Origin of the sequence: Propionivibrio sp. (assembly GCF_049316945.1) — a bacterium.
Classification (GTDB): domain Bacteria; phylum Pseudomonadota; class Gammaproteobacteria; order Burkholderiales; family Rhodocyclaceae; genus Propionivibrio.
The window spans coordinates 1-23469 of the sequence record NZ_JBMOJE010000084.1; the positions used below are offsets into that span (position 1 = coordinate 1).

General features: G+C 57.0%; 26 protein-coding genes, 1 pseudogene and 1 riboswitch. Of the genes and pseudogenes, 14 read left to right on the forward strand and 13 right to left on the reverse strand.

Annotated features, from left to right (window positions below; translation table 11 throughout):
* Positions 1-307, forward strand: a pseudogene (locus tag ACOYNV_RS17450) (PIN domain-containing protein); the annotation flags it as partial.
* A 175-nt stretch (positions 308-482) separates the two neighbouring features.
* On the opposite strand, the gene ACOYNV_RS17455 reads toward ACOYNV_RS17450, so the two are convergent.
* A complete protein-coding gene (locus ACOYNV_RS17455; RefSeq protein ID WP_422901076.1) occupies positions 483-1394 on the reverse strand; it encodes a hypothetical protein in 912 nt (303 codons plus the stop codon).
* 84 nt (positions 1395-1478) lie between these two features.
* On the opposite strand from ACOYNV_RS17455, the gene ACOYNV_RS17460 reads away from it, so the two are divergent.
* Positions 1479-1799, forward strand: coding sequence for a helix-turn-helix domain-containing protein (locus ACOYNV_RS17460; RefSeq protein WP_422901077.1), 321 nt, complete (start codon positions 1479-1481; stop codon positions 1797-1799).
* A gap of 44 nt (positions 1800-1843) precedes the next feature.
* On the opposite strand, the gene ACOYNV_RS17465 is transcribed toward ACOYNV_RS17460, so the two are convergent.
* Both ACOYNV_RS17465 and ACOYNV_RS17470 read right to left on the reverse strand, forming a co-directional pair.
* Positions 1844-2014: a hypothetical protein gene (locus ACOYNV_RS17465; RefSeq protein ID WP_422901078.1), complete on the reverse strand. Its 171-nt coding sequence runs from the start codon at positions 2012-2014 to the stop codon at positions 1844-1846.
* 555 nt (positions 2015-2569) lie between these two features.
* Positions 2570-3982 (reverse strand): PilZ domain-containing protein, encoded by a 1413-nt coding sequence (locus ACOYNV_RS17470; RefSeq protein WP_422901079.1) that lies wholly within the window; start codon positions 3980-3982, stop codon positions 2570-2572.
* Between the two features lie 270 nt (positions 3983-4252).
* Between ACOYNV_RS17470 and ACOYNV_RS17475 the strand changes: the two genes are divergently transcribed.
* The 8 genes from ACOYNV_RS17475 to ACOYNV_RS17510 all read left to right on the forward strand — a co-directional run bounded on the left by ACOYNV_RS17475 (position 4253) and on the right by ACOYNV_RS17510 (position 8153).
* Positions 4253-5053 carry a metallophosphoesterase gene (locus ACOYNV_RS17475; protein WP_422901080.1) on the forward strand — a complete coding sequence of 267 codons (801 nt, stop codon included), beginning with the start codon at positions 4253-4255 and terminating at the stop codon, positions 5051-5053.
* A 216-nt stretch (positions 5054-5269) separates the two neighbouring features.
* Complete coding sequence (locus ACOYNV_RS17480; RefSeq protein ID WP_422901081.1) at positions 5270-5584, forward strand: type II toxin-antitoxin system MqsR family toxin; 315 nt, start codon at positions 5270-5272, stop codon at positions 5582-5584.
* Positions 5581-5982, forward strand: a complete 402-nt coding sequence (locus tag ACOYNV_RS17485; protein WP_422901082.1) for a type II toxin-antitoxin system MqsA family antitoxin — start codon at positions 5581-5583, stop codon at positions 5980-5982. The genes ACOYNV_RS17480 and ACOYNV_RS17485 overlap by 4 nt, the downstream gene beginning before the upstream one ends.
* A 385-nt stretch (positions 5983-6367) precedes the next feature.
* The gene (locus tag ACOYNV_RS17490; protein ID WP_422901083.1) at positions 6368-6775 is read left to right on the forward strand and encodes a PIN domain-containing protein; all 408 of its coding nucleotides are present in this window, start codon (positions 6368-6370) and stop codon (positions 6773-6775) included.
* On the forward strand, positions 6772-7011 hold the full coding sequence (locus tag ACOYNV_RS17495; RefSeq protein WP_422901084.1) for a ribbon-helix-helix protein, CopG family: 240 nt from the start codon (positions 6772-6774) through the stop codon (positions 7009-7011). Before ACOYNV_RS17490 ends, ACOYNV_RS17495 begins: the two co-directional genes overlap by 4 nt.
* Positions 7012-7405: 394 nt before the next feature.
* On the forward strand, positions 7406-7681 hold the full coding sequence (locus ACOYNV_RS17500) for a BrnT family toxin (RefSeq protein ID WP_422901085.1): 276 nt from the start codon (positions 7406-7408) through the stop codon (positions 7679-7681).
* A complete protein-coding gene (locus ACOYNV_RS17505; RefSeq protein WP_422901086.1) occupies positions 7671-7916 on the forward strand; it encodes a hypothetical protein in 246 nt (81 codons plus the stop codon). The genes ACOYNV_RS17500 and ACOYNV_RS17505 overlap by 11 nt, the downstream gene beginning before the upstream one ends.
* 84 nt (positions 7917-8000) lie before the next feature.
* Positions 8001-8153 (forward strand): hypothetical protein, encoded by a 153-nt coding sequence (locus ACOYNV_RS17510; RefSeq protein WP_422901087.1) that lies wholly within the window; start codon positions 8001-8003, stop codon positions 8151-8153.
* A gap of 237 nt (positions 8154-8390) precedes the next feature.
* On the opposite strand, the gene ACOYNV_RS17515 is transcribed toward ACOYNV_RS17510, so the two are convergent.
* The 6 genes from ACOYNV_RS17515 to metK all read right to left on the reverse strand — a co-directional run bounded on the left by ACOYNV_RS17515 (position 8391) and on the right by metK (position 14214).
* Positions 8391-8765 carry a TfoX/Sxy family protein gene (locus tag ACOYNV_RS17515; RefSeq protein ID WP_422901088.1) on the reverse strand — a complete coding sequence of 125 codons (375 nt, stop codon included), beginning with the start codon at positions 8763-8765 and terminating at the stop codon, positions 8391-8393.
* Between the two features lie 5 nt (positions 8766-8770).
* Complete coding sequence (gene metF, locus ACOYNV_RS17520; protein ID WP_422901089.1) at positions 8771-9628, reverse strand: methylenetetrahydrofolate reductase [NAD(P)H]; 858 nt, start codon at positions 9626-9628, stop codon at positions 8771-8773.
* Positions 9625-10023, reverse strand: a complete 399-nt coding sequence (locus ACOYNV_RS17525) for a four helix bundle protein (protein WP_422901090.1) — start codon at positions 10021-10023, stop codon at positions 9625-9627. Before ACOYNV_RS17525 ends, metF begins: the two co-directional genes overlap by 4 nt.
* Positions 10024-10050: 27 nt before the next feature.
* Complete coding sequence (gene ahcY, locus ACOYNV_RS17530; protein ID WP_422901091.1) at positions 10051-11481, reverse strand: adenosylhomocysteinase; 1431 nt, start codon at positions 11479-11481, stop codon at positions 10051-10053.
* Between the two features lie 108 nt (positions 11482-11589).
* A riboswitch (S-adenosyl-L-homocysteine riboswitch) is annotated at positions 11590-11661 on the reverse strand.
* 39 nt (positions 11662-11700) lie between these two features.
* A complete protein-coding gene (locus ACOYNV_RS17535) occupies positions 11701-12939 on the reverse strand; it encodes an HD-GYP domain-containing protein (RefSeq protein ID WP_422901092.1) in 1239 nt (412 codons plus the stop codon).
* A gap of 108 nt (positions 12940-13047) precedes the next feature.
* Positions 13048-14214: a methionine adenosyltransferase gene (gene metK / locus ACOYNV_RS17540; RefSeq protein ID WP_422901093.1), complete on the reverse strand. Its 1167-nt coding sequence runs from the start codon at positions 14212-14214 to the stop codon at positions 13048-13050.
* A gap of 201 nt (positions 14215-14415) precedes the next feature.
* On the opposite strand from metK, the gene ACOYNV_RS17545 reads away from it, so the two are divergent.
* The gene (locus tag ACOYNV_RS17545; protein ID WP_422901094.1) at positions 14416-15270 is read left to right on the forward strand and encodes a lysophospholipid acyltransferase family protein; all 855 of its coding nucleotides are present in this window, start codon (positions 14416-14418) and stop codon (positions 15268-15270) included.
* On the opposite strand, the gene ACOYNV_RS17550 is transcribed toward ACOYNV_RS17545, so the two are convergent.
* From ACOYNV_RS17550 to ACOYNV_RS17565, 4 genes are all read right to left on the reverse strand, one after another.
* Positions 15225-16136 carry an alpha/beta fold hydrolase gene (locus ACOYNV_RS17550; protein WP_422901095.1) on the reverse strand — a complete coding sequence of 304 codons (912 nt, stop codon included), beginning with the start codon at positions 16134-16136 and terminating at the stop codon, positions 15225-15227. The genes ACOYNV_RS17545 and ACOYNV_RS17550 overlap by 46 nt on opposite strands.
* Before the next feature lie 93 nt (positions 16137-16229).
* A complete protein-coding gene (locus ACOYNV_RS17555; protein ID WP_422901096.1) occupies positions 16230-16463 on the reverse strand; it encodes a hypothetical protein in 234 nt (77 codons plus the stop codon).
* A 152-nt stretch (positions 16464-16615) separates the two neighbouring features.
* The gene (locus ACOYNV_RS17560; protein ID WP_422901097.1) at positions 16616-16852 is read right to left on the reverse strand and encodes a hypothetical protein; all 237 of its coding nucleotides are present in this window, start codon (positions 16850-16852) and stop codon (positions 16616-16618) included.
* Between the two features lie 155 nt (positions 16853-17007).
* Positions 17008-17298 (reverse strand): type II toxin-antitoxin system Phd/YefM family antitoxin, encoded by a 291-nt coding sequence (locus ACOYNV_RS17565; RefSeq protein ID WP_422901098.1) that lies wholly within the window; start codon positions 17296-17298, stop codon positions 17008-17010.
* A gap of 644 nt (positions 17299-17942) precedes the next feature.
* Here ACOYNV_RS17565 and ACOYNV_RS17570 point away from each other — a divergent pair.
* The 3 genes from ACOYNV_RS17570 (at position 17943) to ACOYNV_RS17580 (ending at position 23283) form a co-directional block, all read left to right on the forward strand.
* Positions 17943-19802: a potassium transporter Kup gene (locus tag ACOYNV_RS17570; RefSeq protein ID WP_422901099.1), complete on the forward strand. Its 1860-nt coding sequence runs from the start codon at positions 17943-17945 to the stop codon at positions 19800-19802.
* 438 nt (positions 19803-20240) lie between these two features.
* The gene (locus ACOYNV_RS17575) at positions 20241-23003 is read left to right on the forward strand and encodes a M16 family metallopeptidase (RefSeq protein ID WP_422901100.1); all 2763 of its coding nucleotides are present in this window, start codon (positions 20241-20243) and stop codon (positions 23001-23003) included.
* Positions 22984-23283: a hypothetical protein gene (locus ACOYNV_RS17580; protein WP_422901101.1), complete on the forward strand. Its 300-nt coding sequence runs from the start codon at positions 22984-22986 to the stop codon at positions 23281-23283. Before ACOYNV_RS17575 ends, ACOYNV_RS17580 begins: the two co-directional genes overlap by 20 nt.
* Positions 23284-23469: the final 186 nt, after the last annotated feature.

Here is a 23469-nt window from a genome sequence, read left to right on the forward strand (position 1 = left end):
GGTGGCTCCATTAAGCCGCGATTCAAATGGCTCCATAGGGGCGCGAGATAACACAGGCTTACGTTCAGGGACAGGCGCCTCACGCGAGGTGTTGCGCCTGTCCCTGAAAGGACGTTTTCAACCGTTGTTCGGCAATGCGCTGTGGCTGGAGTATCAGGACTTGCTTGGCCGACCTGTGTGGGGTGAAGCAACCTCCCCTGATGAGCGCATGCAGGTGCTCGCGGCGTTGGCCCGACAAGGGCGCTGGATTACGGTGTATTACAGAATAATAGGGGACAGACCACGTTTTTCTGCTGAACTCCGGTGACCTGAATAATAAAGCCCGGTAGGGTGCGCAAATTCTTTTCTTTGCGCACGCGGAATCCCCTCGCGCCGACGTGCTAATAATAGAAAGGGTTCTGACCCTTTTTAGTAGGAACAGCAAAGGGGTCTGACCCTTTTTTAGTACTCCTGTTGGCTGAAGTTCATTGCTCAGCAGGTAACTATTTGAGATATCTGTCGTGATTCGGCTGCGTCTGTGGTTGATCAGGAAAACCAGTCAGGAAAACCACTTCCGGTTCGTAGTTGCAGTAACCGTAAAAAATGTACTCACTCCAGTAGGTAGGTTTCTTGCCATATTTCATATGGCGACTGAGCCTTGTCTCAACGCCAACTTTACCCGATTGAATATCATGACGTTCAAAATAACAAAGCCAATCCTGCACGGATTGCATGACCAGGCGATACGGTGTGGTCAGCATCACTGAATAATCTGCGGTGTTTGCAAGGGGTGGCACAAGGCGAACAAACAGGATATCTCCCGGGCAGCCTTTGTAGCCCGAAGAACAATAGGCGGTGATTCGCCTGTCGGTAACGAGTTCCCGCAGCTCAATAAACTTCCCGTTGCCCTGAATGACTTGGTAGATTCCCATGCGCGATTGATCCAGATTCCTGGCAGCTTCAATTTGTATAGGATCGAGGGGTAGTCGGTCTATCAATGATAAAAAACAGGTGCCGACCGTTTCCTTATCCACGCCAAAAGTGGCGTCCAGCAACGACCAACACGTAAAGTAGGAAGTTGTGATGGGACTGATCGGCGGGAACGATGGTTGATAAATGTCCTGCCACTTGGCGAGGAAATCATTAATCCGGTGCAAGGGTGGCAGCGTGGACATCTCATCACCGAAAAGGCTGATCAGGTTGAGCGTATTAACGTAAATTGCATGCTGTGGATCGCGCCCACTCCCAACGAGACTTTCCACCGACGGCATCGTTTCTAGATTATGAGAAGCTTGCTGTTTGGCGCTCTTCATGGCGTCCAGCGAAACTACCTTTTCCCGGACGGCTTGATCAAATATCCGTTTTAAGCCGTTGCTCATCTTGCCCATATTTTCTTTCGCGCCAATGTCGTTCAAAACGAGTAGTTTATCTTGAGCGAGACACCGAAAGGCTTGGAATGAAAAAAATTTACCAGGTGGCGGCCGAGGATCATTGTTGGCATGCTTCTCAGAGACAGGGAACTGCCAATCGGAGGATCACACTTGGGTCTTTTCCGGCTAATTCCGTATTACGGCTGGCGCCCCAATTTGCCGGATGAAGCCGACAATCACCTGATCAAGTTGGCGCTGGCAGGGAATGCCATTGCAAAAGGCGAAGGCAAGTACCTTGGCCGGAGATCCGCGCTGACCAATGACCAGGTGCAAGAAATGCGCCGACGTGCTGCTGCCGGTGACAAAAAGGTGGCTATCGCTCGTGACTTCGGCATCAGCCGAGAGACGTTGTACCAGAAGCTGCGGGATTCCGTGATTGTCACAAATTGAACTGGGTTTTGCGTTTCGTTGCTCCCTAAACCCCTCGCTCGCCTCTACGTCAAGGTGGCATGTTTGTTTTCGGTGTCGGCCTCTCTTTTCCGTTTCTGTTCGATAAGAACCATGTCGATAGCCGCCAGTTTGTCCTTTGTCGGATGATAGTACGGGTTGAGCAACCTTTCCTGTGCCGCGTTGAACGCCATCGCCTTGGCTTCGTCGAGTGTCATTTAAATTTCCCTTGGGACATCAATACGTGTGACTCGGTCATACCACGACACACTGCACCCATGCGGTATCGCGCCATTCAACTGCCAATGTGCTTACCCCGGTTTTCAGTTCCGTTGCGCCTCAATGCCAAGGTCTATACTGAAATCAAGGAGAGTGCCGATTGAGGTAACGGTATTCATCTCAACCGCTTTGGCGTCTGGCTATGCTCAGGTACGACCAGAGACATTCTCTGACAATTTGCATAGTGAGCTTTTGCAGGGCAATTTGAGTTGATTCCTGCCGATTGCTCTCACGGAATTTTCTGGGGTTCGGGCTTATTACCCTTTCTGGCGCCAGTGCATCAGTACCTGCTAATTTTTTACCTTTTCGGGGATATGCTGTGCTCTGCATATTCGGGGCTTTGGGCAAAAATAGCCATCTAGCACGCAGGTCTTGATTCGGGCAAGTTCCTTAATGTCCTCAAAATCGTATCGAGAGCCCTAATAATTTCTCCGTGTGCAAAACTTATCCATGGCTCTTATGCGCAACGTTTCCTGAATGCGTGGGGCACATGTTCAGCGAAAGTGCCGGTTTAGGTCGTCGTTATCAGCCAGCGCATCACGGGTGGCCTTCGCGAGGTGCTGGCGTTGTTCGTCAAGCAACCCCGGCAACTGCGCTACGAGCCAGTCTACCGAGTTTGCATAGGGGAGCAGACTACTGGCAACTAGCAGATCGGTGGGTAACAACGGGTTATCTCCTCCACCTAATTCCAGATGATGGCAGACATCGACGCATAGGCGAGCCAAGCGGGCGCGCGGGGTGTTCTGACCCTTGACCATTTGCATAATCTGCGAGGGGAGCCCCCAAGCGTCAGCGCAGTGCATAGTAAGGTCCCGGAAGGTAAAACCGCACGCTGCGGTCTGGGCATCCCTGGTGCGCATCGAACCCAGGTTAGCCAGCATAACTTCGCTAGCGGCCTGTGGCAGGTCCGGCGCAAAATGCCAAAGCAGCAACTCGCCGGTTTCCGCCAATAAGGCCGCTAGCGATATCTCGGCTGGCGCTATATCGGCACGGCCAGGGCCCCAGGCGGTGGCCAAGTGCCCTGCGCGCACAGATCGAGCGACCTGGGGTATCAAGCCAGGGGTTTCAACAACGTCCGGGGCGGCCACCAGAAGGTCGTGTAACTTATCGACACCAATCTGCATAATAGCTGCCATTACCGTTGTTGTTTCATGGCCCATTCGACGCGCACGCAGGCGCTCAGCTTCGCGTAACAAGGCGAGACACAAGAAGGGATCTTCATTGACGATTTGCTCAAAGGCCGTTGCCGCAACGCTTAAGGCACCTTCGCCTCGGGAAAGTTCGTCCAGGCGGTCTTTGGACCGATGCAGCACCGGCAGCGGTTGTGCCGTAATGTACGCAACCCACTGCGGGGCTGCCCAATGCTGGCGGCCTGGGTTTACTGTGTCCGGTAGAACAAAACTTTCCCCCGTAATGGCCAAGGCTAATTGTTGAGTTTGCTCCAATGTCATACCGAGAAACTTGAACCGGTAAGCGGCAATTGTGCCCGCCACGGTCCTGACGCAATCGATTAACTCCGCGTCCAGCCCCAAGGGCTTAGCCGCTAAGGGTAACGTCACGGTGGCGGGAGACCCCGGTGGACCGGGGGTGTAACTCGACGGCTGAATGACCAAGCGGCACCCGCCGAGCGACAGGTCGTTAACTTGCGCGGGCACTCGGCCATTTCCGTGTTCTGCCGATGTCCAGCTCAATACCGCATACTGGGTCTTTTTTGGCTGATGGCGGCGATATTTTCGGCGTTCACTGAACATATGATTTGATCGGCTTGCCTTCGACAACCAGGAAAGTGCGGTTGCCTTCATAAAGAGCAAAAGCTTCTTCATGGGGTTCTGCGCCCAAACCGGCGAAAATTTCAGAAACATAAAAATCAACGGCTTGCACATGATGACACACAAACGACCGTTCATGTGTCACCAAAAAACACGACCGGAATTAACCAAAATACAGTCACATTGCCCATCACGTAGACAAAGTCTCGCGAAGGATGTTCAAAGTGACAGTAAAACCCAGGGGCTGAAATTTTCGCCGGTTTAGGCTTGGAACATCACCCAGCGCGCCGGATGGCGCGCAACCCAACGAGCGGAGCGGTCTCCCAGGACATCTAATGGCAATAAGTTTGTGTGTAGAATTTCTACTACCTGCCCTGCTTGTTTTGCCAGAGGTTTAACTGATCCAGGATGAAAATCGCGCTATTTTCGGATATTCATAACAACGCTGGCCTCGGTGTGCCTTGGGTTCCCCCGGCGTCGGCCGAAGATTCCGACCTGGTAATTCTTGCCGGTGATATTGGCGGCCACACGCACGGGCTGGCGTGGGCGTCGAATGCCTTTCCAGTCACGCCGGTCGCGTATGTCGCTGGGAACCATGAATATTACGGCGCTCATCTCGGACTGCTCGATGAACTGCGGCGGTCGGCCAAGAACTTCGGCGTCAGTTTCCTTGAGCAAGACGTTCTCACGCTTGAGAAGCACGGGGTGAGAATCTTGGGCTGCACACTCTGGAGCGGCTTTGATCTCTACGGATCTTGCGAACAGCAAGGGCTTGCCATGGCGGCCGCCCGGCGCTGTATCAATGACTATCGGATGATTAGCGCACGGGGCGCACAATGCCTTGAGCCACGGGACACAGCAGCGCTGTACCGCAAGGCCGTTTCGTGGCTGGAGGAAGCTCTAGCGCAGCCATTCGACGGCAAAACGGTTGTCGTTACGCACTTTGCGCCACATCGCGGGTGCATCGCGCCGCAGCATGAAGGCGACTCATTGACGCCTTATTTTGTCTCGGACATGGCCTGGCTGATAAAGAAGCACAAGATCGACGTGTGGTGCTATGGCCACACGCACACCAACACCGATTTCATGGCTGAAAACGGGTGCCGCGTGGTGAGCAACCAGTTGGGCTATCCCGGTGAACGTACCCGGACGCCAGGCGGAATTATTTTCGATACGGGCTTCCGAGGTGATTTGCTAATTGAGGTGTGAGCATGTCAAGGACTTGCGGCACCATCATCACAAGTGAGCCGCCAGGGTCTGGAGCATCATCCGGGGGAGCGGACACGGACGCATGGCGGCTATAACCAGTGTTTACGGTTGTCACCAAACGCATCGGCTTGTCTGCACACATCCGGAATTAGTGGAAAGATCTGGCATCAGTATTTATCAATTTGATAAATAAGGCGTCTTTTGCTAGAATAGTCTATGGAAAAATCCCGGCCCCACTATCCACTGTCCGAGATACAAGCAGAGGTTGCGCGACGTGGTGCAGCCTCATTCACCAAGACCGCGTTAAAGAACGGATTGGCGATGGGATTGACGGTTGGCCAGTTGGTTGACGTAGTGCGAGGCATGGCCCGTGGCAACTTCATCAAGTCGATGACAACGCACCAGGATCACACCATTTGGCAGGATGTGTATCACACCCAAACGCCGGATGGTGTTGTGGCCTACGTCAAGGTTACCGGTTACGCGGATGGATCGCCCCCTGTGATTCAGTTTAAGGAGAAAGACGCATGAGCCATATTTGCCCACAATGCGCCGCTGAAATGAAGCGGGAAGAATCGCGCACGGAAGTTGTTAAACACAAAGGGGATTCCCTAACGGTTACCGGCTTAGCCGGATGGTTCTGCACTGCTTGTGAAGAAGCGATATTCGATGACGAAAGCGCCCTGCGCTACGGTGCTGCCGGCGATACCTTGATCGCTAAGTCGCGCGAAAGACAGCAAGCGGAAATTCGTCGCATCCGGAAGAAACTCGGCCTCACCCAAATAGAAGCCGGCCAACTGGTCGGTGTCGGCAAGATCGCCTTCTCGCGGTACGAACGCGGTGAATCGCAAGCCCCTGGCCCTCTGGTGAAGTTGCTGCGACTGGTTGACCAGCATCCTGAGCTAATCGCAGAGGTGCGGGTAGCCTGACTGTGACGTGATCCGAAGTAATTTTGATAAAAAAACGAAGTAAAAGTGTTTACAAGGCGGTGCAAATCCGACAAAAACATTCTTTTCAATCAAAATCAACTCGTTAGGGAATTTGCGAAGTAATTATGATAATAGTTGGTACGGCACTTTTATTGAACGGTCTGTTTCCGAAATAGGGATGTGGAAAAGTGTGGAAAAGGGGCCAGGGTCATTTAACCGACCCGGTCCCCTGCCCGTCACCTCAACCCACCGAGGTCGCAACAACCCGTAACCCCCGTCGCTCAAAAGGTGACGGGGGTTTCCTTTTTGTTGCCGTTTCTCCATCGGCGACCTTTGACTTGAAGTGAAATGTGATGGCGTATATGCTGTCACTATGGTTGCGATAGTGATTGATACAAATGTCTTTGTTGCAGGCTTACGTTCAGGGACAGGCGCCTCACGTGAGGTGTTGCGCCGGTCTCTGAAAGGTCGTTTTCAACCGTTGTTCGGCAATGCGCTGTGGCTGGAGTATCAGGACTTGCTTGGCCGACCTGTGTGGGGTGAAGCAACCTCCCCTGATGAGCGCATGCAGGTGCTCGCGGCGTTGGCCCGACAAGGGCGCTGGATTACGGTGTATTACGGCTGGCGCCCCAATTTGCCGGATGAAGCTGACAATCACCTGATCGAGTTGGCGCTGGCAGGGAATGCCGAGGCGATTGTGACTCACAATGTGCGTGATGTGCGGCGCGGCGAGTTGCTTTTCGACAAGCTGCGCATCCTGACACCCGCAGAATTTTTGGAGGAATGGCGATGAGTACTTTGACGATACGCTTGCCCGACGATACGGCGGAGCGCCTCAAGGCTCTGGCCAGGAGCCGTGGCTTGAGCACGAACAAGTTGGTGGAACAGTTGAGCGCTCAAGCCTTGGCTGCATGGGACACCGAAAATCATTTCCGTGCGCTGGCCGCCACCGGCGATGTGAATCGTGCGCTGGCAATACTGGATCGGCTGGATGATGAAGATGAAATCAAAGGGGCCAGGGGCAATTAACCTGCCCGATCTCATGACCCTCAACCCACCGAGTGTAATCGATGGAGTAATCAATGGGGCCAGTCTCCATCAATCAAGCAAATAGGGGACACGGTTTTCCGAACCAACAGAATCAAAGGGGCCGAGGTCGAATTAAAAGTTTATCCTGTCATTCATTATGGGCTGGTGCGAAAACCGCGTCAGCCGGTTAATCCTAAAAACCGCAGTTGACAGCAACTAATCGACCGCAAAGCCAGGTTTGACGCGTGTTTAGCCCTCACCCCAACCCTCTCCCGCAGGGAGAGGGAGTTTACACCCTTCTCCCCGCGGGAGAAGGGCTGGGGATGAGGGCCTGCGACATTGGCATCTCATCCAACTGAGGTTTTAAGGTTAATTCCAACGCCAGGCACGCTGCATGTTCAAATTCGAGTGGGACGATCAAAAGGCAAGGAGTAATCTGCTGAAGCACCGCGTAACATTTGACGAGGTCGTCAGTGTGTTTGCGGATGAACTGGCACTGACTTTTGCGGACACGGATCACTTCGAGTCCGAGGAACAAAGCCGAACCTACGGCCTCTCAAACAAGGGGCGACTCCTCGTGGTGGTTCACACGGAGCGACGTAACAATGTTCGAATCATCAGCGCAAGAAAAGCGACACGATATGAAAAAGGAATCTACGATGAAGTCTGATCAAGATATTCCCGAATTGAAGCACGAGCAACTCGGGGTTGGTGTGCGCGGAAAGCACTTCAAGCACTTTATGCAGGGTAGCATTGTCGTTATTTTGAAACCGGAGATTCAGAAAACCTTTCCTACGTCTGAAGCGGTCAACCAGGCTTTGGCAAGCATGCTGGCCTTTGCGCAGGAGACTCAGAGCCTGACTGGACGCTCAAAGCGGACGCCCCGCAAGCGGGTCGACGTTTAGATCAGACGTGTGCACCTGGCACAATCGTTGATGTCGAAGCCGACGAGGAAATCCGTATTATTTCCATGCGCAAGGCGGACAGCGATGAAACAGACCTCTATTACAAAAACGCCGGATATTTCTGACGATGCGCCCATCGTCGAGCATTTCAAGGCGCTGGCCGGTGATCGCGACTATCAGACGCTGATTAACGACACACTGCGCCGTGTGATCCGCGAGGAGTTGCACCCGGAGTGAGCTTGGCTTTTTAGCCTGCCAGGCGCCGGTCAATGTTCTTCCGAGGAAATCAGTGTCGATTGGCGGTCTTGCCAATAATCCGGCGAGTGCAGAGTAGTCCGTCTGCAGGCCGCGTGAATAGGCATTCTGCAATGTATCTTCCTGAAGTGCCAATAAATACGCCGATCTTCAGGCATATTGTTCGTAGACCGCCTATTCATGCGGTCTACAGCCGTACCTGTTGCGACATCGACGATACTAAGGTTTTGACTTCTTGCCCGGAGCGGGTTTTTTTGCATTTCGCCCGCGTAGCGCAGCGGCAAGCGCCAGACGTCCCCAGGGCAGCATTTCAGCGGGGCTTTCCAGCGCTTCTTCGGGCACCGTCCAGTAGTTCATGGTTTCGCTACGACCATCCTTGTAGGTGAAACAGAAGGGCTCGCCGCCGGCCTGCCGGAAGCTGTCGGCGCTTTCCGCGTCAGCTTTCAGGTAGAGCGTTTCAAGGGCGACGATGGCGAAAAAAAGGTCGTCGCAGTAGAAACCCCAGCCACCGAACATCGCCTTGGCGCGAATTGCGCCAAGCGGAGCGAACAGTTCGCAGGCGTGTTCGACAAACTCGGGCAGCGGGCGGGCCATGGTCGTTACGAAAGTTGCAGGCGCCGGCAGATTTCCAGCACCAGCGCCGACTGGTTCATCGAATAAAAATGCAATCCGGGTGCGCCGCCGACGAGCAGGCGTTGGCACAGTTCGGTGACGACATCGAGACCAAAGGCGCGGATGGCGTCGGTATCGTCGCCCAAGCCCTCGAACTTGCGCCGCATCCAGCGCGGCAGTTCGGCACCGCAGGCGTCGGAAAAGCGTGCCAGTTTGGAGAAGCTGGCAATCGGCATGATGCCGGGGATGATCGGGATGTCGACACCCAGCGCGCGCACTTCATCGACGAAGTGGAAGTAGGCGTCGGCGTTGTAGAAGTATTGGGTGATCGCCGAATTGGCCCCGGCCTTGGCCTTTTTCGCGAAGGCGGCCAGGTCGTCGCGCGGGTTGCGCGCCTGCGGGTGCCATTCGGGATAGGCGGCGACTTCGAGGCGGAAGTGGTCGCCGGTTTCGGCGCGGATGAATTCGACCAGTTCGTTGGCGTAACGGAATTCGCCGGCCTCGGCCATCCCGGAAGGCAGGTCGCCGCGCAGGGCAACGATGCGGCGGATGCCGGCAGCCTTGTATTCGTGCAGGATCTCGCGGATGTTTTCGCGTGTCGAGCCGATGCACGACAGATGCGGCGCCGCCTCATAGCCTTCGGCGGCGATTTCCTTGATGACCGAGAAGGTGCGTTCGCGCGTCGAACCGCCAGCGCCAAAGGTGACGGAGAAGAATTCGGGCTTGAGCACCGCCAGCTTTTCGCGTACCAGGCGCAGCTTTTCAACGCCTTCCAGCGTTTGCGGCGGGAAAAATTCGATGCTTAGATTCAGTGAAGAGTGAGGTGTGAGGAGTGAGGATGTCATGGCCTTAGCGATCGTTTGAAGGAATTGATCAGGCCATTTAGCAGGCCGAATAGGTCGTTGATGTTCTGTTCGAGTACAGCGCACTCGGCAATATTGGCGGGTACCGAAACAGCGGCACGTCGCATCTTCGCGGTAAGACCAAAACGTTCGGAGTCGGGAAAATCCGAAGTGAGAGCTTGTGAAAATATCAAGAATCCACCGCAGAGGCGCAGAGGCGCAGAGGGTTCGCAGAGAAAACCTTTAAAAGCAAAGGGGTTCCTCTGCGTTTTCTCTGCGGCTCTGCACCTCTGCGGTGGGTGTTCAGGTATTTTTTCGCAACCTCTGAGTCGATAAACCTCCTTGACCAGTTCGATGGCAAGCTGCCACGCCAACAGGTCCCGGTGTTTTCTCCTCACTCCTGACTCCCGACTCCTCCCTGACCTTTAGTAGCGGTACTGGTCAGCCTTGTACGGGCCGGCCTTGGAGACGCCGATGTAGGCGGCTTGCTGGTCGGTCAGTTCGCTGAGCTGCGAGTTGAGCTTCTTCAGTTGCAGGCGCGCGACCTTTTCGTCGAGATGCTTGGGCAGCGTGTAGACGCCCACCGGGTAGTCGGCGTTGCGCGTGAACAGTTCGATCTGGGCGATCGTCTGGTTGGCGAACGACGAACTCATGACGTACGACGGGTGACCGGTGCCGCAGCCGAGGTTTACCAGGCGACCCTTGGCCAGCAGGATGATGCGCTTGCCGGGTTTGCCATCAACTTCAGGGAAGATGATGTGATCGACCTGCGGCTTGATTTCTTCCCACTGATATTTTTCGACCGAAGCGACATCGATTTCGTTGTCGAAGTGGCCGATATTGCAGACGATGGCCTGGTCCTTCATGGCCGCCATGTGGTCATGGGTGATGACGTGATAGTTGCCGGTACAGGTGACGAAAATGTCGGCCTTGTCGGCGGCGTATTCCATGGTTACCACGCGGAAGCCTTCCATCGCCGCCTGCAGCGCGCAGATCGGGTCGATCTCGGTGACCCACACTTGCGCCGACAGCGCGCGCATGGCCTGTGCCGAGCCCTTGCCGACATCGCCGTAACCGGCGATCAGCGCCACCTTGCCGGCGATCATCACGTCGGTCGCACGCTTGATGCCATCGACCAGCGATTCGCGGCAGCCATAGAGGTTGTCGAACTTGGACTTGGTGACCGAGTCATTGACGTTGATCGCCGGGAACTTGAGGTCGCCCTTGGCGTGCATCTGGTACAGGCGATGAACGCCGGTGGTGGTTTCTTCGGTCACGCCCTTGATCGCGGCCAGACGCACCGAGTACCAGGTCGGATCAATCGCCAGCTTGGCCTTGATCGCGGCGAAGAGAATGGTTTCTTCTTCCGAAGTGGCGACGCCGAGGGCCTTGATATCTTTTTCGGCCCGCGCGCCCAGGTGCAGCAGCAGGGTGGCATCGCCGCCGTCGTCGAGGATCATGTTCGAGTAGACCGCCACGCCGTTTTCATTTGGCCATTCGAAGATGCGGTGCGTGTAGTCCCAGTAGTCTTCCAGCGATTCGCCCTTGACGGCAAACACCGGCACACCAATGGCGGCGATGGCGGCGGCAGCATGATCCTGCGTCGAGAAAATATTGCACGAGGCCCAGCGCACTTCGGCGCCGAGCGCGGTCAGCGTCTCGATCAGCACGGCGGTCTGGATGGTCATGTGCAGCGAACCGGTGATGCGCGCGCCCTTGAGCGACTGGACGGCAGCGAATTCTTCGCGAATCGCCATCAGGCCAGGCATTTCGGTTTCGGCGATGCGGATTTCCTTGCGGCCCCAAGCGGCGAGGTTCAGGTCGGCAATTACGTAGTCATTGAAATTTTCAGCCACAGTAAAACTCCTTGATAACTGTGGCCGGGAGGGGGAGGTCGTGTTTTAGCGGTGTGCTGAGAAACTTCAGATCAGGCTCACCCGACTTCCCGTGCCCGGCACGGGTTGGTTGGATGAGCGCCGTTTAAGGTTCCGAGCCTGAAACTGTCGAGCAACAGTTTTGCAGCGCCCCTCGGACAAGGCCGGATTATACGCAGACTTTTTTTGCGTGTGAAGTGCTTACGCAACCGGTCCGGTCATGCCCGACCAGAGTTCGTCGAGATCGGCGAAGTGCCATTTCGCCGGGTCTTCACGACTGCTGATCTTCTCCGGACAACCCGTGCGCGAAAGATCAACGATCTCCGGCTTGATGCGGTCATTGGCCTTGGTCGAGAAGAAAACCTTGACGCGTGGCGTCAGCAGCGATTTTTCGGCCTGTTCGATAACCACGCCCAGCCGCCCGGAATTGAGTTTGACCAGCGAGCCAATCGGGTAAATGCCGAGGCTTTTGACGAAGGCCTGGAAAATTGTTGGATCGAAATGCCCCTTGGTCCACTCGGCCATGCGGTGAATCGATTCGGACGGATCCCATCCCGACTTGTAGGGGCGGTTGGAGGTGATCGCGTCATAGACATCACATACTGCCCCCATCTTGGCGAAGAGGCTGATTTCACTGTCCTTGAGGTGCTTCGGGTAGCCCGAGCCATCGGTTTTTTCGTGGTGGTGCAGCACCACATCGAGCGCGATCGCATCGGCGCCGGTGCTGGCGAGCAGCAATTTGTGACCTTCTTCCGGGTGCTTCTTGATGATGGCGAATTCTTCGTCAGTCAGCTTGCCTGGTTTGTTGAGCACTTCCATCGGCATCAGGGCCTTGCCGAGGTCGTGCAGCAGGCCGGCGATACCCGCCGACCGCGTCTGCGCCTCGTCGAGGCTGAGTTGCCTGGAGAGGGCCACCATCAGCGCACAGACGGCGACCGAGTGCATGTAGGTGTAGTCATCGGCGGTTTTCAGGCGGGCCAGGCTGATCAGGGCGCCGGGGTTGCGACTGACGGAGTCGGTGATTTCCTCGACCAGTTTTTTTGCTCCAGCCGTGTCGACGGCCTTGCCCATGCGCGCTTCCTGGAACATGGAAGAGACGGCGCGTTTGGACTGGGCACATATCCTGGAGGCACGGGCAAGCTCGACTGACGTTGAAACGGGTGCTACTTCGCGAACTGAGCTGGCGGCCACGTTCAGCTCCGCCTCGACCTGCGCTTCCGATTCGGCTTCCGACATGGCCGTTTCTCCTGGCGCGACATCAAGCCCTTTTGAACTGTCGATCCAGACTTCCTTGATGCTGCTGGCCAGGATGCTCTCGATATCCTTTGTGTCGGTGATGACAAAGGCGGTGCGCCAGAACGGATGCTCCATCCATGAACCACAGAATTCCTTGAGGTGCATGCCGACGGCAAGCTGGTTGACGCTGATTTTTTTTCGCATGCTCGCAATCCGGATTAGTCGTCGGAGTTCAGATTAACGATCATACTACTCTATGTTTACAAACAAATGAAAAAGAGCCTTGCGGCCCTTTTTTTGCATCTTTAAAAATTAAAGCCCGGCGTCGGCTTTCAGTGCTGCCGCCTTGTCAATCGCTTCCCACGTAAACTCCGGCTCTTCGCGGCCGAAATGGCCGTAGGCCGCCGTCTTGGCGTAAATCGGACGCAGCAGGTTGAGCGCCTTGATGATGCCCTTCGGTCGCAGGTCGAAGTGCTTCTCGATCAGTTCGACAATTTTCTCGTCGCTGATCTTGCCGGTGCCGAAGGTATTCAACATCAGCGACACCGGTCTGGCCACGCCGATGGCGTAGGCGACCTGCACTTCGCAGCGGTCGGCGAGACCGGCCGCCACCAGGTTTTTCGCTACGTAGCGGGCAGCGTAGGCGGCCGAACGGTCAACCTTGGAAGGATCCTTGCCGGAGAAAGCGCCGCCGCCATGGCGAGCGGTGCCGCCGTAGGTATCGACGATGATCTTGCGGCCGGTCAGGCCGCAGTCGCCGTGCGGGCCGCCGACGACAAAACGGCCGGTCGGGTTGACCAGAAAACGGGTCTTGTCCGACAGGAGTTCTTTCGGCAGCACCGGCAGGATGATTTCTTCGATGACCGCGGCGGAAAGATCGGCGTGCGAAACGTCCGGGCCGTGCTGGGTCGAAACCACGACGGTGTCGATGAACACCGGCTTGCCGTCGACATATCTGACGGTGAGCTGGCTCTTGGCATCCGGGCGCAGCCACGGCAGGCGGCCATCCTTGCGGACTTCGGCCTGGCGCTGCATGAGACGGTGCGCGTAGTAGATCGGCAGCGGCATCAGCGACGGTGTTTCGTTGCACGCATAGCCGAACATCAGGCCCTGGTCGCCGGCTCCCTGGTCGAGATCGAGACCCTGGCCTTCGTTAACGCCCTGTGCAATATCCGGCGATTGGCGATTGATTGCCGTTAAAATGGCGCAGCTTTTGTAGTCGAAACCGATTTCGGAATCGGTGTAGCCGATGCGGCGAACCGTTTCCTGGGCGATTTCACGGTAGTTGATGTGCGCTTTGGTAGTAATTTCGCCGGAAATAACGACCAGACCGGTGGAGACGAGCGTTTCGCAGGCCACCCGGCCGGTTGGATCTTCAGCCAGAATGGCGTCGAGGATGGCATCCGAAATCTGGTCGGCAACCTTGTCCGGATGGCCTTCGGAAACGGATTCCGATGAAAATAGATACTCGTGTGACATGTGTTTCTGCTCCAATAAAAAAACCCCGTTCTAGCGGCGTAGCCGGCTCCGGGGTTTGAGCAGACGACGCTTTAGCAGTATTTGGCAGCTCGATTTTTCGAGCTACTCCGCCCTGCAAGTTGTCCTGATTAACTCGGCGGATTTGATAATTGTAGTTTTTAGTGAGCCGCGGGTCAAACCCGTTGCCAACAGGGTTATCTCGTGATTCTTATTTTTCGCTTTCTCAGTTTTCTGCCCTTGTCCTGGCTACACGGGCTCGGTGCTTTGCTTGGCTGGCTGGCCTGGCTTTTTTCCCCGACCTATCGCCGGCACATGCAAGAGAACATGGTGCTGGCGCTCGGCGAGGACGGCGCGCGTCGCGTGCGACCGGCGGCCATTGCCAATGCCGGCAGATCGGCGCTTGAATTGCCCAAGGTATGGCTTCGCCCGCTCGATGAGTCCGCCGCTCGGGTGGTGAAAATCAGTGGCTGGGAACTGGTCGAAGCCGCAACGCGCGAGGGCAAGGGCATCGTTTATCTGACGGCGCATCTGGGTTGTTTCGAGGTTACGGCACAGTATCTTTCGACCCACGCCCCGATCACCGTACTTTATCGACCGCCCAAGCAGGCCTGGCTGCAAACGATGATCGAGGCCGGACGGGCGCGCGCCCAGTTGCACATTGCCGCGGCTGATCTCAAGGGCGTCCGGGCGCTGCTCAAAGCGTTGAAGCGGGGCGAGGCGGTTGGCATGTTGCCCGATCAGGCGCCGAAGGTCGGCGAGGGGCGCTGGATGAATTTTTTCGGCAAACCGGCCTACACCATGACGCTGGCGGCGCGCCTGACCGAGAGCGGCGCGGCGTCGATCATGGTCTGGGCCGAGCGTCTTCCTGGCGGTGCGGGTTATCATTTTCACCTGCAGCGTCCGACACAACAGATAAAAGGGACCACCGAGGAACGCGCCCGGCAGATCAGCCACGAGATCGAACATTTGATCCGGCAATGCCCGGAACAGTATTTGTGGGGCTACAACCGCTACAAGCGACCGCGTGGCGTTGAAGCGCCGCCGGCTAGTCTCTGACACGAAAAAAAATCGTCCAGCAGGCGGGCGAGCGCTTGCGGCTGGTCGTGGTGCAGGTTGTGTCCGCAATCGTCGATCAGACGTTCTTCAACGTTGGCAAAGCAGGCCATGCGCTCCTGGTAGTCGTCCTGGCGGTCGGCAAACTGCTTCATTATCTGCGAGTCGCGCGCGGCGACCCATAGCGTGGGTGCGCTCACCCGACGCCAGCAAGCCTTGGCTTCGTCCAATGGGTAAAGCACCGGGTTGATCCAGCGATGGCGCGGGTCGGCAGCGAAAGTGAAAGCGCCATTTTCGACCGACAGCAGCGAATGCTCGGCAAGGAATGCGGCACGTTCGCGAGTCAGGCGCGGGTTGTCGTTGCACATCCGGGCAGCATAATCGGCGCGGTGAGGGTAGTGACGGAAAGTCGAATCATTGTCACGAATCTGTTGCAGCCATTTCATGAAACGGTCGGGCGTCTCGCCGGGAGCCGAAACCCACAGCCCGAAACCTTCCAGATTGGCAAAGCGCGCTACCCGCTCCGGCCGGATGCCGGCGTAAAGGCTGGCAACGATACCGCCCAGGCTGTGCCCGATGATCTGCGCCGGCTGCTCTGGCGTGTAGTGAGCGAGCAGGGCGTCAAGGTCGGCGATGTAATCCGGGAACCAGTAGGGGCCTTCGTTCCATTGCGACTGGCCAAATCCGCGCCAGTCCGGCGCGATGACGCGCCAGTTACCCTGCAATGCATCGACGATGAACTGGAACGAGGCGCTGACATCGCCCCAGCCGTGCAGGAAGATGAGCGTCGGCGCATCATCCTGACCCCATATCCGGACGTGATAGCGCCGCTGGCGCAGGGAGACAAACTCGGAATGGAAAGGGCGCATGGGTCAGGCCGCCTTAACAATAGGTTGAAACACTGGTGCTTCGCGGATCGGCAGACTTCTTCAGAAATTTGAGCAGGTTTGCTTCAGTCGCTTTCACGTATCCCCCTTGTGGCTTTCTTCTTGAACACTTATTCCAGAAAGTACTATGGCTTTGGTCTGTCGTCCCCAATGGCCTTCAAAGTCGAACGAAAGTTGCCGCTGATGCCTGACGGCCAGCAGATAAATCGCTCCGCCAATCAGCGCGTAGAGCAGCAAATAATCCTTGAGGACGTATTCGCGCAAGGCGTCCATGTCCTGCGTCAGTACCGACAACTTTGCGCGTAGCATTGCTAGCGCATTGGTGGTCTCAACCGAGCGCGGCTGGCGAACCATAAACCTAGAAAATGCAGTTCGTCCACGAAAAACACCAAAAGCACGAAAAGAATCAAGGAGATAATACGCTTAAGATCGCCATCCAAAAGGTGAATGGAGAAAACACATCAAGCTCTGGATTTTGTTCGTGTCTTTCGTGATTTTCGTGGATAGACTGAGGTTTTAGGGATAAACGGACTGCCCATTTCGGGGAAGCGCTCAAGGTTGGGAATCACCGTTTCAAGCAGTTCATCAAGCAAGTCGTCGAAGGCCTGTGGTGCTTCCAATTCGGTCAGAAAAAGTTCGATACCTTCGAGGTTGCGCTCGAAATTCGCAGTGAATTTGAAGACAGGTTTTTTCGCCATGCTTATTGGCGTTCCTCGTCTGCGTCCCAAGTTGTTCGGTAAGCATCGACGCAGGACGCCGTCGCTACGGGGTCAATGTCCCAGTAGGTTAGCGGATCAACTGGCACGGCAACAGCCCTTGAATACGGTTCTGCGAACCCGGCGGTGTCGACCAATTACGCGCTACGCCGACGCTTGATGGACTGAATCACGCTACGGGCGTCATTCACCTTGCCAGCGGCGACGTCGTCGAGTCCCTTGGAGGCCTCGTCGATCAGCAGCAGATGAATGTGCTCGCGCTCCAACTGGTGGTAATAGTCCAGACGGCTGGCGTCGATCAGGGCGATATAGCTCTCGCCGTTCTTGGTGATGATCTTCTCGGCGCCGCCCTTGACCTCTTCGGCCAGTTCGGAGAAGTTGGCGCGGGCGTGCGAGAGGGGAATAACGTCGCTTGCAGAAACACCCATGATGGCCTCCTGTGCCGCACAGGATGTGCAGTATTTTGTAAATCATACGCTTTGGTGTTCGGAAGCAAAAAATGATTCGTATTTTCAGCGTGTGCAGTGGCTTCGTTTGGAGTTGGCAACGGTAGGGAGGTGAAGGCTTGATCTCACCGAGAGGGCAAACCGATAGGCGGATTCCTTCCTGCTGCTCGCCATGTCTTGCTTGCGATAACTTCGTGGTAGTGGCCATTGGCTGCTCTCCTTACCGGATTGAATAAGCAGCCAAAGTTACCAAGGTTACTGATCGATTTGATGCAAGATTGCCGGAGGGACGATGAATTCGGCCGCCAGTTCAAGTCGCGCAAGTGGATTGTCCCAGACCAGCTTCGACAGTCATGCTTTTCTGGCCAAGTTCCCTTTCGCCGCATGCCCATGAAATCGTTGCCGCCATGGCCTGGAAATTTTCCGCTGGCACATCCCTCAGTGCGCCTCTTTTCCTTACTGACCCGTCGCGATTACGCTACACTTCACCGGCACCGGCCATCGGTCAATCCCGGATCGAAAAGTTGCACCGTGATGAGTTGCTGAGACGGCAGGAACAACCTCACCACTCAACACCGATCATTGTATTGTCAAACAAATGCGCCCAAGGCGCGAAAAAGGGAGTTATGCATTCTCGTCAAGCCCTTCCTGCGCTGACCGTCAGCGCCATCGGTGTCGTTTTTGGCGACATCGGTACCAGCCCCCTTTATGCAATGAAGGAAATTTTCAACGGACACCATCCGATTCCGGTCACGCCGGAGAATATTTTCGGCATTCTCTCCCTGATTTTCTGGTCGATCATGGTGCTGGTGTCGATCAAGTACGTGGCGGTGATCATGCGCGCCGACAACAAGGGCGAAGGCGGCTCCTTGGCGCTGCTGGCGCTGGTCACCGAACGTGCCAAGAATGCCGGAATGACGTGGGTCATCACCCTGCTTGGCATCTTCGCGGCGGCCCTGTTCTACGGCGACAGCATGATCACGCCAGCGATCTCGGTACTTTCTGCCGTCGAAGGGCTTGAAATCGTAACGCCGGCCTTAAAGCCCTATGTCTTGCCGATTACATTGACTGTTCTGACCGCTCTTTTCTTTATCCAGAAGCGGGGGACGGGAACGGTCGGCCTGCTCTTCGGGCCGATCATGATCGTCTGGTTCGCCATTCTGGGCGTGCTCGGGGGCATCGAGGTGGCGCGCAATCCCGGCGTGCTCGCGGCACTTAACCCTATGTATGCCATCAACTTTGTCGGCGCTCACACCGGGCTCGCCTTTCTCGCCCTGGGTTCTGTGGTGCTGGCGGTGACCGGGGGTGAGGCTCTCTATACGGACATGGGTCACTTTGGCCCATTCCCCATTCGCCTGGCCTGGTTTGGTTTTGTCATGCCGACGCTGGTGCTCAATTATTTCGGACAGGGCGCGCTGCTGCTTAATGAACCTGGGGCCATAACCAGTCCGTTTTTTCATCTGGGGCCGGATTGGGCGTTGGTGCCGCTGGTCATCCTGGCGACGGTGGCGACGGTGATCGCCTCACAGGCCGTAATTTCAGGGGCTTTCTCCGTGGCTCGCCAGGCTATCCAGATGGGATTCCTGCCGCGCATGCTCATCGTCCATACCTCGGGCAAGGCCAAGGGGCAGATTTACGTGCCGTTCACCAACTGGACCCTCTATCTGGCCGTTATCGCGCTGGTCATCGGTTTCAAGAATTCCTCCAATCTGGCCGCCGCCTATGGCATAGCGGTCACCGGGACAATGTTGATCGATACCATCCTGGTCGCTTTCGTGATGCTGTTGATGTGGCGCTGGCATTGGGCGACGGTGGCCGTCGTTGCCGGTTCTCTGCTGATGGTCGATCTGGCGTTCTTCTCAGCCAATGCCCTGAAGATCCCGGAAGGCGGCTGGTTCCCGATTGCCATGGGTCTGGTCTCATTCACGGTGCTCACCACCTGGCGACTTGGCCGCCGTCTGGTTGGCGATGAAATGGCCAAGCAGAGCATTCCGATGGACGCTTTTCTCGACTCCATTTTTGATGTGCATCGCGTCAATGGAACCGCTGTTTTCATGACCAGTTCCAAGGAAGGCGTTCCTGCCGCGTTACTCCACAATCTCAAACACAATCAGGTATTGCATGAGCGGGTCGTCCTGGTCACCGTACAGACGACCGATACGCCCTACGTCAACGAACTGGACCGCATGTATCTGCACAAGATGCGCAAGGGTTTTGTGCGTCTGATCATCCGTTATGGTTTCATGGAAGACCCGGACATTCCGCGCGCCCTGGAGCGTTGCAAGCGTTTCGGCGAAAGTTTCGATCTCATGGAAACCACTTTTTACTTGTCGCGCGAAACGATTGTGCCCAAACTTTCGCGCAATATTTTGCCCTTGCGCGCCCGCTTGTTCGCATTGATGACCAAGAATGCCACCAGCGCCACCGAGTTTTTCAAGATCCCGCCCGATCGGGTCGTCGAATTGGGAACCCAGCTTGTAATTTAGGTTCGGGCTTTCGCCTGGCGCACTTCCTGCAGTGCGCGTGGCTAGGCGGTCTTCAGGGTATGCCCTGAAGACCCGCATGAATAAAGGCCTTCAAGGCATCGTTTTGTAGAGCGCCTAGCGACGGGCGTTGCCGGGCGATTCGTCAGAAGCCCTGTGCCAAACACCGCTTCCTGGCTTTATCTGGCATCGTCCAGGCTGGCGATGTGTTTTAAGATGGCCACCTCAGAGGTTGTGAAATAATACCTGACCCCCACCGCAGAGACGCGGAGACGCAGAGCTTTCGCAGAGAAAACCTTTAAAAACAGGTCGCTTTCTCTGCATTTCCTCTGCGCCTCTGTGTCTCTGCGGTAGGTTTTCGATATTTTCACAACCTCTCAGGTGAATTGCCTTGCCACGATTCAATCATCCCGAAAACCTGCGATTACGAGCCTCCCAGCCATGACCTATTTCCGCTTTTCTGCCGTCCTGTTCTGCGCCTTGCTCATTCCGGGCGCATCTGCCAATGCCGCTGCGGCAAAGCCGGAAGCCAGGCCGGCAAGTCTTGCCCGACTTGACGCGCAAGCGGCCGGGTTTTCGTCCTATGTGTTGCCGAACGGATTCAAGATCATCCTGGCACCGTATCCGTCGGCCGCCAACGCCCGCATCGAACTGATCGTCAAGACCGGCAGCAAGCTCGAAGGCTACGGCGAGACGGGCATGGCGCACTTGCTCGAGCACATGCTGTTCAAGAGCGCCGGCCAGCGTGCCGACCTCAAGAGCGACCTGACCGCACTCGGTGCAACCTGGAACGGCACCACCAACGCCGACCGCACCAATTACTTCGAGACTGTCGCCGCTGAACCCGGGAAAATCGACGAAGCCATTCGCATCGAGGCGGACCGCTTCATCCGCGCCAGTTTCACCAAAGACCATCTGTCCAGCGAAATGAGCGTCGTGCGCAACGAACTGGAACGTAACGACAGCGACCCCGGCAGCCTGCTGATGCGCGCCCTGCAGCGCCAAAGCTACTTCTGGCACGGCTATTCGCGGCCAACCATCGGTGCGCGCAGCGACATCGAGGACGCGCCCTTTTCCGCCCTGCAGGCCTTCCACAGGAAACATTACCGCCCCGACAATGCCGCGCTGATCGTCTCCGGTAATTTCGACGAGCAGCGCGTCCTGGCGCTGGCCAGCCGGCTCTTTGCCGAAGCCCGCAACCCGGCGACTCCCAGGATTGGCAACTGGACCCGCGAAGAAACGCGGGCCACGACCAATCGCAGCGAACTGGCACTCCCAGCCGGCAAAACCATGGCCGCCAGCGCCTGGAAATTGCCCGGCATGACCAACCGGCAAACCTTCGCCTTCGATCTGGCGGCCAGCGCCATTTGTGACGATGACTGGGGCAGCCTGCGCAAGGACCTGGTGCTGGAACGCAGGATCGCCGTCGCCGTGTCGTGCGGCACCCAAGTCCAGGCCGATTACAGCCTGTTGATCGCCTCCGCCTCGGCAGGCAAGGATGCGGATGCCGAGGTCTTGTCGCGGGCGTTGCGCGAGCACATCGAAGCAGCCGCCGCCAGGGGCATCAGCCAGGAACAACTGGATCGCGCCCGCCTGACTGAACTGAATGCCTTCGAACGTCTGGAGAACGACCATCAAGCGCTGGCCTCTTTACTGTCACAGGCCGAGGTGGCCGGCGACTGGCGCTTGTACTTCTGGCAGCGCGATACCGTCAAGGGCCTGACCCTGGACGAAGCCAATGCGGCCCTGAAGAAATGGGCGGTCGCGGTCAATCGCAGCGACGTACTGCTGCGTCACGCGGACGGTGTCGCGGCACCGGAGCTGCCGAAATCCGTCGCCGCCAGCGCACTGGTGACCGGCCAGGACTGGCCGGCCATCTCCCGGCTGGCTGATCCGATTCCAGGCTCGGCCAGCGAACTGGCGAAGGCCACGATCAACCTCTCACTGGATGGGACGCGGGCCCGGGCGGCGCTGATTTCGCGCCGCACGCAGGGCGATCTGGCCTGGCTGGTATTAAGCAACGACTACGGCAACGAGTCGGCCCTGTCCGGCCGACGGACGGCTTGCGCCATGGCCGACCAGCTCATGGCCTATGGCGGCGCGGGACTAAGCCGGGACCAACTCAGTGCCCGGCTGGAGGCGCTGCAAGCGCACTGGTCGCTGGGCCTCGGGGGGATTGTCGTCGAGGCGCCGCGGCGGAACATCGATGCCGCGCTGGACATCCTCCTCTCGGCCTGGAGCTCTCCCACCCTGCCGGCCAGCGAGTTCGAACGCATCAAGGCCGCTGCCATCGCCCGGCTTGAAGCCGGGCTCAAGGACCCGACGCAAGTCGCCGCCACGACGGCCAGCCTGCGCTTCGATAATTACCCCGCCCAGCACCCCTACCAGCCCCGCTCGCTGGAGCAACAACTGGCCGAAAGCCGTGCCGTGAGTTTCACCGCGGCGACGTCCTGTGCAACCGATTTCTCCGGTATCGCCGAGGTCCGACTGGCGATGGTCGGAACCTTCTCGCCGGAGGATGTGCAGGCGGTGTGGGCCAAGGTCGGCAAGCTGCCAACGGCGAAAATACCCTACGCACGGGTGAAGGATATCGAAGCGCCGCTCAGCGTCGACACCACGCCGATCGACGTGTCGATGCCGGAAAAACCCAATGCGGCGATTGCCGGATCGACCTTGCTGCGCATCACCGACGATTCCCCGGATTTCCCCGCCTTGCGCATCGCCGTCAAGGTACTCGGCGGCGATGCCGACAGCCGGATCTGGCAGCGCCTGCGCGAACGCGAAGGACTGGCCTATAGCGCCGGCGTGAGTTTGTCCGGAAACAACTTCGAGCCGCGTAGCCGACTGGTCATCCAGGCCAGCGCCGCCAGCGACAAGGCCGATGCCGCACTGGCCAGCCTGAAGGACGAACTGGCGCGGGCGCTACAGGATGGCTTTTCGGAACAGGAGGTTGAACGCGCCAAAGGTGCCTGGCTGCAGGAACGAAAGACCTCCCTGCGTGCAGAACAGTCGTTTGCCGGCAGCCTGGCGCAGGGGCTGTACAGCGGTCGCGACTATGCCTGGCTCGCACAATACGATGAAAAGATCGCCCGGCTTGACGCTCAGGAAGTTACGCGCGCCTTGCGCAAGTATCTGTCCGCTACGCCGATGGTCTGGATGGTGGGTCGGGGCAAGGCGGCAATGGATGCCAAAATCGAAAAGTAGCAGCAAACAAGCCGAAAGTCTGCGCCACCAGCGAGGGAGTTGCGCACCCATTCGCCCATGGCGGCAGGAGAAGACCAAGAGCCTGCCGGACATCGTCACCGTCGACCAGGCCCAGCGGATTTTCGCCGCCACCCGCGTGGTCAGTTACCGGGTGCTCTTCTTCACCCTCTATAGTCTGGGGCTGCGCCTTGGCGAAGGGCTGCGCTTGCAGGTGGGGATATCGAGGTCAATGGAGTCTGACACCATCGATTGTGCAACAGGGTGCCGCATTCCTACTTAACCGAATTTGAGTGCATAGAATGAGGTTTGAAAGAACTGGGAAGGAAAAGGCGAGTGATCTAACGCAGCTCTTTGCCTCTACGTTTGGTTCTTCCGAAGGAGCAGAGGAAGGCGCTCTAATTGGGGGTCTAGTTGCTAAGTTCAGATTTCTTCTGTTAGGACCCAATTGGTTTGGCACTTTTCACAC